Annotated in this window: 9 protein-coding genes and 1 pseudogene; all 10 read right to left on the reverse strand. The window is 65.9% G+C overall.

The genetic code is table 11. From position 1 onward, the window contains the following. Positions 1-439: 439 nt before the first annotated feature. Complete coding sequence (locus tag GGR23_RS22725) at positions 440-841, reverse strand: single-stranded DNA-binding protein (protein ID WP_058098167.1); 402 nt, start codon at positions 839-841, stop codon at positions 440-442. 721 nt (positions 842-1562) lie between these two features. Further along, the gene (locus GGR23_RS22730) at positions 1563-1979 is read right to left on the reverse strand and encodes a hypothetical protein (protein ID WP_037094029.1); all 417 of its coding nucleotides are present in this window, start codon (positions 1977-1979) and stop codon (positions 1563-1565) included. A 160-nt stretch (positions 1980-2139) separates the two neighbouring features. Continuing rightward, positions 2140-3075 (reverse strand): annotated as a pseudogene (locus GGR23_RS22735) (DUF2493 domain-containing protein). A gap of 338 nt (positions 3076-3413) precedes the next feature. Beyond that, positions 3414-4457: a DUF7146 domain-containing protein gene (locus tag GGR23_RS22740; RefSeq protein WP_183368583.1), complete on the reverse strand. Its 1044-nt coding sequence runs from the start codon at positions 4455-4457 to the stop codon at positions 3414-3416. Further along, positions 4457-8806: a strawberry notch family protein gene (locus GGR23_RS22745; RefSeq protein WP_183368584.1), complete on the reverse strand. Its 4350-nt coding sequence runs from the start codon at positions 8804-8806 to the stop codon at positions 4457-4459. Before GGR23_RS22745 ends, GGR23_RS22740 begins: the two co-directional genes overlap by 1 nt. Positions 8807-8965: 159 nt before the next feature. Next, entirely contained in the window at positions 8966-9610 is a 645-nt protein-coding gene (locus GGR23_RS22750; RefSeq protein ID WP_183368585.1) for an antitoxin of toxin-antitoxin stability system, read from the reverse strand. After that, positions 9603-10019: a hypothetical protein gene (locus GGR23_RS22755; RefSeq protein WP_058096191.1), complete on the reverse strand. Its 417-nt coding sequence runs from the start codon at positions 10017-10019 to the stop codon at positions 9603-9605. Before GGR23_RS22755 ends, GGR23_RS22750 begins: the two co-directional genes overlap by 8 nt. A gap of 67 nt (positions 10020-10086) precedes the next feature. After that, positions 10087-10644 (reverse strand): hypothetical protein, encoded by a 558-nt coding sequence (locus tag GGR23_RS22760; RefSeq protein ID WP_183368586.1) that lies wholly within the window; start codon positions 10642-10644, stop codon positions 10087-10089. 130 nt (positions 10645-10774) lie between these two features. Further along, positions 10775-11143 carry a thermonuclease family protein gene (locus tag GGR23_RS22765; RefSeq protein ID WP_183368587.1) on the reverse strand — a complete coding sequence of 123 codons (369 nt, stop codon included), beginning with the start codon at positions 11141-11143 and terminating at the stop codon, positions 10775-10777. Between the two features lie 176 nt (positions 11144-11319). Then, complete coding sequence (locus GGR23_RS22770; protein WP_162936430.1) at positions 11320-11484, reverse strand: hypothetical protein; 165 nt, start codon at positions 11482-11484, stop codon at positions 11320-11322. Positions 11485-11720 lie beyond the last annotated feature (236 nt).

Raw genomic sequence — 11720 nt, forward strand, 5'->3', positions numbered from 1 at the left:
GGCTACAATGCCACGATAAAAGGCCGGACACATGACTGAACCTGACCGATCCCATCGATACAGAGTCTTGCATTCCACGGGCCGTCCACACATGGGGGGACCGCGATGTCCTTGACGCCGGAGTGGCTGGTGTATGATCCGAAGTCAGTGAGAGAAGAGCCCGCGGCCCCGACCAGGGGCCGCGACAATATTCGGCGCCGCCGACAGGGGGAGGTTTGGAGGGGTTTCCCCTCCATGGGTGGGGGAGTCTGAGGGGGCGGGGCTCTGCCCTGCCCCTTCATGGGGTGAGTTTGAGAGGGGCGGCCTGCCCCCCTTTCATAAGCCATGCCGAGCGGTCGATCCGCTCGTCAGGGCTATAGATCTTGCGATGAAGCGGCGGCAGCGCCGGTGAACATGGAAAAACCCGGCGGCTTGCGCCGCCGGGCTCCGGGCGTCCCGCTCAGAACGGGATGTCATCGTCGTCGATGAACTTGCCGTCGTCGCTCTCGGTCTGCTTCGCGCGGCTCAGGAAATCCACCGTCTCGGCGATGATCTCGCAGCCGTAGCGGTCAACCCCGGCGGCGTCGGTCCACTTCGTGTAGTGGATACGGCCGCGAACCAGAACCTTCATGCCCTTTTCGCAATGCTGCTGGACCGTCTTGCCGAGGCCGTTGAAGCAGGTGATGCGGTGCCATTCCGTGTCCTGGACCCGATAGCCGTTCTCGTCGCGGACGACGCGGCCTTCCGAATAGCGGGGGCGCGAGGTGGCCAGGGTGAAGTGGGTGATGCCGGTGCCGCCCTGGGTGGTGCGGGTTTCGGGGGTCTGACCGATGTTGCCGGCGAGGATGACGATGTTCTGCATTGTAAGTCTCCGTTGCTCCTCGGAGGGACCATCCCTCCGACGAGACCCGGCCAAGGCCGTCGGGAGACTCCCGCAACTGCCGTCCTTTCGGCAGCTTGCCCCTAAGGCCCCAGGTGGGGCGGGCAGCCGCGCTTGCGCGGCAACACGGCTGGGAGCCGCGGGGGTTGCTGGTGGAAACCGAACGGACTTAGGGGATCAGTCAGGCGGAGGGATTGGTGCTTTCGAGAGCACAAATACGGGGACGCACAGCAGAACCATCGTCCTTGCCGGCGACAGCGAACAGACAGGCCACCGAGACCCGGACCATGCGGCACAGCACCGGCCCACCCGCCTTCTCTTTCCCGGCCGCGCTCGCGCTCGCCGCAGGAAGGCTATGTCGTCCGGGATGAGAACGAAGCAGCTATCGGGTTTCCAGGCGCAGCATGGCATTGCCGCGGCTTCGACAGCGGAAGGCCCGGTCCCGCTGCATTGCGAGAAGTGGCAATGAAGGTGTTCGTGGCTGAACTTTCGGAACGAAGCGCCGATGCTGCCGGGGTTGACCGCTACGGCTATGGGATTCATGCCGATGACCGATTTCCAAGCCACAGCGCGAAGCAGACAGAGCATGATGGCGGTGAGGACAGCGATGACATGACCGCCCAATGTTCGAGCCGGAAGCCGGAGCCCGGCGGCGCAAGCCGCCGGGTTTCCCTCTTGGAAGCAGACGATCGCAAGCGCCGTTTCAGCGCGAGAACACCGACTCGCCGAGGGCGTTCAGATTGACGACGGCCGAGACGCCGATGGCAAGGCCGCCAATGCCGCCGAGCAGATTGAGAACAAGGGCCGAGTCGATGGCGTTCTTCGTGATGCCATAGACAAGCGCATAGCCCGCGATAACGGCGGGCACCGCGAAGAGAGCGAGCGCGATGAGCCGCAGGACCGGGTTTTTGGCGAAGCCGAGAACCGCGATCACCAGCGCGATCGACAGCAGGGCGGCGCCAGCAGCACTGAGGCCGGACATCAGGACGCCGGCTCCCGCGCCCCAGGCATACTGAGCGGCGGTAATGGCGGCCATGACGGGCAAGGCATAAATCGCGAGATTGAAGGCAATCACGCAAGCCGTGATGGTGAGCGAGATGGCGAGCAGGATCAGCGTCATGTAAACCTCCAGCGAACGATTGGGGATCACGACAGGCTGCCGGGAGATACGCTCCGCCTGCGACTATGCTGGTTCGCCGGTTCTGCAAGGATGCCTTATCAAAGGCTTCGCCCGTCCTGCTGTCAAGTATCGGCGGCTGAAAGCCGCCGAGCGACGGCGCTTACGCGCCGCCGTCGAACTTCATGACCGGGATGCCGAGCTTGCGGGCCTTGTCCGCGAAGTTCTCCTGAATCCCGGTGCCGGGGAAGACGAGGACGCCGACCGGCAGCACATCCAGCATGGCGTCGTTGCGCTTGAAGGGCGCGGCCTTACCGTGCTTCGTCCAGTCGGGCCGGAAGGCCACCTGCGGCACCTTGCGGTGATCGGCCCAGCGGGAGGCGATCAGTTCGGCTCCCTTCGGCGAGCCACCATGCAAGAGCACCATCTCCGCGTGCTTGGCATGGACCTGATCGAGTTTCGCCCAGATAAAGCCGTGATCGTTGAAGTCGGCGCCGCCGGTCACGGCTACCTTCGGGCCGGCGGGCAGCATCACCTCGGTCTCGGCTCGGCGTTTTGCGGCAAGGAAGTCGCGGCTGTCGATCATCGCGGCGGTCAGGTTGCGATGGTTGACCATCGAGCCGGAACGCGGCCGCCAGGCGCTGCCGGTGTGGTGCTCGAAAGCCTCGGCGGCGAGGTCGCGGAAGAGTTCTATGCTGTTGCGCCGTTCGATCAGGGTCTGCCCCTCGGCCGTGAGGCGTTCGAGTTCGACCGACTTCACCTCGCTGCCGTCCTGTTCCCGCTGCATCCGACGCTGCGCCTGCTCGTTGTCGTCGAGATCACGCTCCACCCGGCTGGTGGCGCGGTGGAAGAGATTGACGGTCCCCCAGAGCAGCTATTCGAGGTCGGGCTCTAAGCGGGTGTCGCCGAGCGTCGAGACAAGGGCGTCGAAGATATCTGTGACGGCTACAGCGACGGTATTGCCCTCGGGCAGCGGCCTCGGATCGGGTTCGTCCTGGAAGGGACGCCAGCCGTAGAGCTGGAGTTCGGTGAGGGTGTGATCGGTCTGGGAGGAGGTGTGGACCGGCTCGTCGCCTGCGGAATAGGTTTCGTTCGTCATCGGGAGCGTCCTTCGTCTGGAGACCGCGCCCATCGCGGCCTTCGCAGGCGTCGAAGCGCACGGGCGGGACGGCCGGTCAGCCCTCGCCCGCTCCGCGAGGGTCTTGATGGCCGGGGGTGGACTATTTTGACTTTCGCGATGCAAAGGCGGGGCTCGTCCCCGCCGGCGGAAAATAGTTCACCCCCGGCCATTGGCCTGCCGTCCCGTTTGTGCGCCGATCGCCCTCTCCGAAGGCCGTGGGTGCGGGACTCTCCGACGAAGGATGCTTCTGGCGATGACCTGAGACCGAAACCCGCAGAGGACGAAGCTGGGCCGCGCCTCCGGGACCGATCACACCCTCACCTCTCCATGAAACGGCGGACGTCTTCGGGATGAAGCTGATCTTTCAAGGCCGCCCGGAGGGCATCGGCGCCGTGGCGTCGCAGATCGTCGTTGAAATCGCCGTTGAGCGGCGTGAGCGTCATCGCCTCGATCCCGAGGCTCGCTGCTCTGGCAACCAGGCCGTCTCTTGCACCGTCCCCGGCCGGGTCGCGATCCCTGACGACATAGAGCCGGCGCAGCGTCGGCGGGAACAGGATGGCGGCGAGGTGAGCGGCCGAAAGCGCCGCCAGCATCGGCATGCGGGGCAGAACCTGACGGGGCGACAGCACGGTCTCGATGCCCTCGCCGGCGGCGAGAACCTCATCGGCGGCGCCGAAGCGGACGGCGTGGCCGAGAAGGTCGCCCATCGCCCGCCGCGGTGTCTCGACAGCCGCCTTGCCGGAACCGTCCGGGGCGAGCCAGGTGCGATGCGCGCCGGTCTGGTGGCCGGAGAGATCGGTGACGGCGGCAACGAGTGCCGGCCTGATCTCGGTGGGCGAATGCTCGTCGTGCCTGTAATAGCACCGCGGATGGTAGCGTAGCGCGGTTGTGTCCGAGAGGGAGGTGATCGCCCGCCCGTTGAGGTAGATCGCAGCAAGGGTACCGTGGATCGGCTGCGCCATGGCGAAGAGGCGGCGCGACGCTTCAGGCGAACCGGGCGCGCTGATGGATGTGCTGCCGGTTGGCGTCTTCGTCTTCTCTGGTTCGGGATGCGGGAGGGCGAGGAAACGGCGCGCTTCCTCGGCCACGTCCTTGAAGTGGGCAAGACCGAGTGTCTGCCGGATGACATCGAGCAGATCGCCATGCTCCCCGGTGGCCATGTCGGTCCATTTCCCCGCCGCGCCCTTTCCGGATTCCGGCCCGGCAAGGCGGACGAACATCGAGCGGCCAGGAGTATTCTGCACATCGCCGACCAGCCAGTATCGCCCGGCGCGGTGGCCGGACGGCAGATAATGGCGGCAGACCGCCTCGGCCTCTCGGCCGAGACGGGTCGCCAGTTCAGATGCGTCGTGACGCGGCATCATGCGGCCTCCCGCTCGCCGATGCGTTCGACCGGCCAGCGGTCGAAGAGCTTGGCCAGCACGGCGGGTCCGCTGGCATCGACCGGCACGAACATGCGCAGCTTCCACGAGATGATCTCGTGAAACAGGCCATAGGCGCCGAGACGCTGGCGCATCGTGTCGGTGAAGCCCGAGAGTTCGATTCGGTTCACGCCCATGACGCGGACCCGGCGAAGCTGGAGGCCCTCGGCAAGATCGAATATCGTCCGACCGTCCATCAGGGCCGCGAAGGCATCCTCTGGCGTGACCTTCGCGATGCCGGTCGTGGTCGCGTTCGCGGCCCAGGCCGGGGAGACCTTGCGGCCGATGATGCGCTCGCCCGCATCGGTCTGGAGGCGATAAACGCGGGTGGACTCGTTCGGCAGCCGTTTCCAGATCGGCAGCAGCAACCCCGTCACCATATGGAGCGTGCTGTCGGCAAACTCCGGCATTTCCGCGACCTCAGCCTCCCAGGCGGCGGCGAATGCGTCCTGGTCGGCCTCGACCCAATGGGTCTCGCCCATCATCCTGATGGGGATATTGTGCGCTTCCATCGGGCGGATCAGCCTGACGCGGCGCTCGATCTCGCCGTCATCCAGCATGACGCTGGTGGTGGGGATCTGGACCGCCGCGCGGCCCGAACGCTCGTTGATCAGCAGCTTGGCTCGGGGATCATCGAGTTCGGCCAGGGCGGCGTCGAGCGTGACCGGGTGGTTGCGCCTGCGTTCAGTGATGGTCAGCAGGCTGGTTTCGGCCCCGGTGCGGGGGTGCGTGTAGATCACCTGCCGATCCGTCACCACGAAGCTCTCGGCGCGCAAGGTCTCCAGCCCGGCGTCATAGGTGCCGGACGCGATGGCGCCCTCGATCCGTGCGGTCAGAAGCTGCTCGAACGCGGTGAATAGGATGCCCTGAAGCTCGATGGTCAGGGCCAGCAGCCGGTTGAGGAAGGTGGTGATGGCGGGCAGATCGTCCTTAATTCCGTTCGAGTCCATCAGCTTCAGCCCGGTGGCGGATTCAAACCGTTCCAGCGCGCAACCCTCGACCTTGCCGCGCACCAGCAGCAGGTAGAGCTGGCGCAGCGCATCGCGTGCATATTGCGATTCCAGATTGTCCTCGGGCCGGAACAGGCCCTGGCCGCCGGTCTGGCGCTGGCCGCGCGTGATCGCTCCCAAGGTGTCGAGGCGGCGGGCAATGGTGCTGAGAAAGCGCTTCTCCGCCTTCACATTGGTCGAGATCGGCCGGAACAGCGGCGGCTGCGCCTGATTGGTGCGGTGCGTGCGGCCGAGCCCCTGGATGGCAGCGTCGGCCTTCCAGCCGGCTTCGAGGAGATAATGGACACGCAGCCGGGTGTTCTTTGCCGAAAGTTCGGCGTGATACGACCGGCCGGTGCCGCCGGCGTCAGAAAACACCAGCACGCGCTTGGCATCGTCCATGAAGGCTTGCGTCTCGGCCAGGTTCGCCGAACCCGCGCGATTTTCCACAACGAGCCGGTCGATGGTGACGCCGCGCTTGCGGACGATCCGTCGCGAGCGGCCCGTGACCTCGGCCACCGTGTCGGTGCCGAAATGCTGGATGATCTGGTCGAGCGCGCCGGGGACCGGCGGCAGGCTGGCGAGGCTGGCGATCATCTCGTCGCGCCGGGCCACCGCCTCGCGGCTCTCGACCGGCTGGCCGTCGCGATAGACAGGGCGCGAGGACAGGTTGCCCTCCGAATCCGTGAACGGCTCGTAGAGCTGGACCGGGAAGGAATGGGCGAGGTAGTCGAGGACATATTCGCGCGGCGACAGGTCCATTTTCAGATCGCCCCATTCCTCGGTCGGGATCTCCGCCAGACGCCGCTCCATCAGCGCCTCGCCGGTCGAGACGATCTGGATGACGGAGGAATGGCCCGCGTCCAGATCGGCCGTGATCGACCGGATCAGCGTCGGGGTTTTCATGGACGTGAGCAAATGGCCGAAAAACCGTTGCTTCGCGCTCTCGAAGGCCGAGCGCGCCGCAGATTTGGCCTGCCGGTTCAGCGTGCCCGAGCCACCATCACCGCCGGTGATATTGGCGGCCTGCATCGCGGCATCCAGGTTGTTGTGGATGATGGCGAAGGCATCGGCATAGCTGTCGTAGATGCGGACCTGTTCCGGGGTCAGCTCATGGTCGAGCAATTCGTATTCGACCCCTTTGAAGGAGAGCGATCGGGCGGTGTAGAGGCCGAGCGCCCGCAGGTCGCGGGCCAGGACCTCCATCGCCGCGATGCCGCCCGCTTCGACCGCTTCGATGAACTCGGCACGGGTCGAGAACGGGAAATCCTCGCCGCCCCAAAGGCCGAGCCGCTGCGCATAGGAGAGATTGTGGACGGTGGTGGCGCCGGTCGCCGAGACATAGACGACACGGGCCTTGGGGAGCGCATGCTGGATGCGCAGCCCGGCTCTGCCTTGCTGGCTGGCGGCGACATCGCCGCGTTCTCCCTTGCCGCCAGCGGCGTTCTGCATGCTGTGCGCCTCGTCGAAAATCACCACTCCATCGAAGTCGGTGCCCAACCATTCGACGATCTGTTTGACGCGCGAAACCCTTTCTCCGCGGTCATCGGAGCGTAGCGTGGCATAGGTTAGAAATAGGATGCCTTCGTTCAGCGTGATGGGCTTGCCCTGCGGGAAGCGGCTGAGAGGCGTGACCAGCAGCCGCTCCATGCCAAGCGCCGACCAATCGCGCTGCGCATCCTCCAGCAGCTTGTCCGACTTCGAGATCCAGACCGCCTTGCGGCGACCCTGCATCCAGTTGTCGAGAATGATGGCGGCGGATTCCCGGCCTTTGCCGACGCCGGTGCCGTCGCCGATCATATAACCCTGCCTGAAGCGGATGGCGCCCTCGGCGTCTTCCGGCGCGGCGGCGAGATTGTCGAGCGTGTCGTTCACCGTCCACGCCCCGGCAAGAAAACCGGCATGGGCCTCGCCGGCATAGATCACGGTCTCCAGCTGCGCCTCGGACAGCTTGCCGAGAATGTCCTTCGGCAGCGTGGGCCGGTAGCTCGGCTTTGGCGGCGCGATGCTTGCCATCGAGGCCGACTGCACGAGCCGGGTCGGATGCGCCTGCGCCCCGGCGATGCGAATCGTTTGAAGCCCATACTCCTCATAGATCGCATCCGAGAGGCGACCGTTCTCAGCCGGTTCCCAATCCACGGTCCCGTAGGCGACCGGCACGGCCTCCGGCTCCGCCAGAGGCGCGGCGGGCGCGGATCGCGCGGCGCGGTTGATATAGCCGCGCACGGTGCGGGGCGTCGGGGTCGCGGCAACCGGCACGGCAATGCCGGGATCGACCGGCAGCCGGGCCGGAAGCTGATCCGCCAGCCAGCCGATCAGCGTCGCCACGTCCGGCGCGACACCGGGCGATGCCGGGAACACCGCCGCGTCTTCGGCGGGCAGCTTGTCGATGACGGTCAGCCGCGTCGGGATCGTCGTGCCGTGTTTGGCATAGACCGATCCGTCGACGGCGGCGGAGAAGAGCACGCGGCCGCGTTCCTGCAGCCGGGTCCAGGAGGCGGTCCATGCCGGATTGTCGGATGCGAAGCTCGCCCCGGTGATGGTCACGAGCCGCCCGCCGGGCGCCAGGCGCGCCAGCGACGAGGCGACATGGCGGAAGGCGGCATCGGACATGCGGCCCTCGACATGGGCCATGACCGAGAACGGCGGATTCATCAGCGCCACGGTCGGAATAAGGCCGGGATCGAGATGATCGTCGATCTGGGCGGCGTCGAACCGGGTGACGGCGAGGGCCGGAAAGAGGGAAGACAAGAGGCCGGCGCGGGCCTCGGCCAGTTCGTTGAGCAGCAGCGTGCCGCCAGCGATCTCGGCCAGGATGGCGAGGAGCCCGGTGCCGGCCGAGGGTTCCAGCACCCGGTCGGCGGGGGTGATCGCCGCCGCCGTGACCGCCGCGAAGCCAAGCGGGACCGGGGTGCTGAACTGCTGGAAGGTCTGGGCTTCCTCCGACCGGCGCGTATGCGTCGGCAGAAGCCCGGCAATCTTGCCGAGCTGCGGCAAGATCGTCGCAGGAGTGCCGGCTTTGCGGAAAAGCGCATTGCCGTATTTGCGCAGGAAGAGAACGGTCGCCGCCTCGCAGGCATCATAGGCGGTCTTCCAGTTCCATGCGCCGGTGGCATCGGACGCACCGAAGGCGGCTTCCATGGCGCCGCGCAGGGTTGCGGCATCGACACGCTGGCCGCGTTCGAGATGCGGCAGGAGAAGCCTGGCAGCGGTGAAGACGCAGGCTGCGGTCTCGGCGTCGTGGTCGAGCGGAAGCGGCGCCGTGGCGGATGCCGCCGCGGATGCGGAAATCATGTTCATCGGGGGATTCCTCGGGAGAGCAGGACAGGATCGAGCCGCGCAGCGCCCTCTCTCGACCGCACCGGCTCAAATCCCTTCCGGCCGCTCTCTCCCTCTCAATCCGTGGCGAGAGCAGGCATGAAACAAGCGCCCGGCCGTCAGGCGGGGCGCTTGTCAGGATCAGCCAAAGCGGCGTCCGGCTCCGGTGAAGGTATATTCATTGGCGACGATGGCCTCGTCGATCACCTCATCCGAGGTCAGGTAGTCGTATTCGCGCTCCAACTGGAGGTAGAGCCAGCGGGCGAGATCACGCAGCGCCTCTATGACGATCTCCTCGGCATCGGCGGTCATGTCCTGATATGTCGGACTGTCGCGGGTGACGGAGATCGACATGCAATATTCGTGGTAGTAGTGGCCGCGATGCGTTGCCTCGGCTCGAAGTTGGTAGAAGTTGCGCTGCTGGACTGCCTGAAGGGCATCGGCGATGCCGTGCAGGGTCGTATCCAGCGGTGCATAGGACCGGATTTCGGAGGGGGAGTGCTTCCGGTAGGAATAGTAGCCGTCGAAGCAGGCCCCATCGCCTTGCGACCAGAAGCCTGAGAAGAAGATGCACGGCTGCTGCCGCGATCCGCCGCCATACAGGCGCACGGTGCGGGTCTTGAAGCGGATGCCGAGGATTTCCGCGATCCGCTGGAAATCCTCATAGACCGCATCATACGAGTCGTAGTCGAACCCGCCATCGCGATACCAAGCGCGGGCCTTGGTCTTCGCCGTGTCGGAAAGCTCATCGAGCCGATAGACCGTGGTTTCGATGATCTCAGGCATAGGGATCACCTCCGTCCAGGACGATCTCCAGCCAACTGCCGCTATAGATCCAGTCCACGGTCTCGCCGGTGGCGAGATCAAGGGCGTGCGCGCCGCCGCCGAAGGCGTTCACTCGCGCCTGCGAACAGGTGGTCGCATACTGGAAGCCCCAGAGTCCGGTCAGCCCGAACGCGGCCGCGCAGCGCTTGACGAACTGGATGACATGCTCGGGATCGCCGGTTTCGTCATCGCGCATCCAGAGCTGCGTGCCGCCATGTTCAGGCTGGATCGAGAGCAGGAAGCCCTCGGACGGAGGGTCTTCCGCGGCGTTTTCCTCGGACAGCGCGTTGTAGAGTTCGAGCGCGCGGGCCGCGTTTTCGGGGGTGCCGACATCGAGCAGGCAGGAGAAATGGGTATAGTAGTTGGCCATGACAGGCTCCTGAAACGACAAAGCCCGACGCCAGGCCGGGCGAGGATGAGGGGGAAGCAGGGAGGGATCAGGCGGCTTCGGGCAGCCTCAGAAGTTCGTCAGCCGTCTCGCGCCAGAAGGGATCGACCAGTCGGGCCTCGAGGAGACTGGCGCGGTAGCGGAGATTGCGGGCAGATGCCGCGTCGCCGCGCCCGGATGCCACGAAGGCCATGCCGCGCAGACGGCTGGCTTCGATGACGACACGGCGGGCCTCGGCGTCGGAAGCGACGGGTTGCTGCCAGAGAACGATACCGGCCCGGACCTCTCCGGCGAGGACAAGGCCCAGGTCGCTGTCCTGAATGACCATGACGCGCGGGCGGAAGCGCAGCGCATCGCCCGCGTCGCTGAGGATGTCGCCGCACGCGACGCGGCGGAAGGCGACCGTCATGGCTTCTTCGGGGGACGGGCATTGGCCGATGACGAGCGTGCGGTCGAAGCTGCCGACGTCACCGCTTTCATCGTAGCTGGCGATACCGATGCAGGAGATGCGCAGCGGCAGCTTCTGGGCGTGACGCAGCCGCGGCAATACCTGCTGCGCGACGATCTCGCCGATCGGGGTGAAGGTAGCATGGCGGGGAAGGCTCATGGGACGAACTCCGCGACAGGCGGCGGAAGCCTCTCTCCCGCCTGCAACCCGTCACGGCCAACCGGCCCGCACTCTCACTCTCCCATCGCAATGAAGGACCGTTCCTGCCTGCGCCAGGATGTTCCGAAGGTCAGCACCAAGGTTCACGCCGTCCGGCCCAGGTTCTCACCAGCCCTTCACTGACGAGAATATCGCCGATGTCGTGACCTTCGACGCGGATCGCCGCCAAGGTCCGCCCATAGCGGTCGGTGCCTTGGCGCAGAATTTCCACCCGCCGGCCTTGCAGAATTTCTGCCAGCCTGATCTTCGCCTGCCGGGCAAGGTCGGATTCATAGGTGCAGCGGCCCTCGATCTCGGGGGCGTCGATGTTGAAGATCCGAACGGCTTCGGATTGGTGTCCCGCACCCAACCGGATCGAGTCGCCGTCCCAGACCCGGATTTCCGCCGATTCGCAGGATACCGTGCAGAGCATGACGGACACGACGATATGGCTGAGCATGGCGAATGGCTTTCATCTTGAAGGAGCGAAATCGGCGTGATCGCCGCCGGTTCTTTCCGATGCGAGCCGAGATCGCAATGCGGACCGGCACGCAAGCGGCAATCGGCGGCGATTGACGGGAAGAAGGCCCGGCTGCGCCCGGGCACCGGGCCGTCGGAGTGAGGCGCTTTCGCGCCTCAGCTCCATGGATCGAGTTCCAGCTCCACCATCTCCTCGTCGCCGTCGAACTCGGCGGCGGGGCAAGCGCCGTGGGTTCCGTCTCCGGCCTGAAACACGACGATCTCGACCATCAGCGTGGAAGCGAGGCTGGCGGCGAAGGCGGTGGCATCTGCGTAGGACATGGGTTCCGGCTCCTGTCTTGGGAGGCGGGGGACCATCCCCCGCGCGACAGGCGCCCGAAGTGTCTGACCGGATCTGCAATCACCCTCGGGCGTTCGGGCTCTTCCCGAATCCCCGAGGGCGGCACGCTCGCGTAAGCCGACCCCTTGATGAGGTGGAACGGCCCGCTCCGACAGCATCAAAGTGCTAACGTGGTCGTTATCGCAAACGCCACAAGGAGGGACCGTTCCGTGAAAGA

It is taken from the genome of Gellertiella hungarica, assembly GCF_014197145.1.
Classification (GTDB): domain Bacteria; phylum Pseudomonadota; class Alphaproteobacteria; order Rhizobiales; family Rhizobiaceae; genus Gellertiella; species Gellertiella hungarica.

Excerpts from the sequence above, each read along its gene's own strand:
- GGR23_RS22725 (WP_058098167.1), bottom strand. The coding sequence starts at position 841 with ATGCAGAACATCGTCATCCTCGCCGGCAACATCGGTCAGACCCCCGAA.
- GGR23_RS22730 (WP_037094029.1), bottom strand. The coding sequence starts at position 1,979 with ATGACGCTGATCCTGCTCGCCATCTCGCTCACCATCACGGCTTGCGTG.
- GGR23_RS22740 (WP_183368583.1), bottom strand. The coding sequence starts at position 4,457 with ATGCCGCGTCACGACGCATCTGAACTGGCGACCCGTCTCGGCCGAGAG.
- GGR23_RS22745 (WP_183368584.1), bottom strand. The coding sequence starts at position 8,806 with ATGAACATGATTTCCGCATCCGCGGCGGCATCCGCCACGGCGCCGCTT.
- GGR23_RS22750 (WP_183368585.1), bottom strand. The coding sequence starts at position 9,610 with ATGCCTGAGATCATCGAAACCACGGTCTATCGGCTCGATGAGCTTTCC.
- GGR23_RS22755 (WP_058096191.1), bottom strand. The coding sequence starts at position 10,019 with ATGGCCAACTACTATACCCATTTCTCCTGCCTGCTCGATGTCGGCACC.
- GGR23_RS22760 (WP_183368586.1), bottom strand. The coding sequence starts at position 10,644 with ATGAGCCTTCCCCGCCATGCTACCTTCACCCCGATCGGCGAGATCGTC.
- GGR23_RS22765 (WP_183368587.1), bottom strand. The coding sequence starts at position 11,143 with ATGCTCAGCCATATCGTCGTGTCCGTCATGCTCTGCACGGTATCCTGC.
- GGR23_RS22770 (WP_162936430.1), bottom strand. The coding sequence starts at position 11,484 with ATGTCCTACGCAGATGCCACCGCCTTCGCCGCCAGCCTCGCTTCCACG.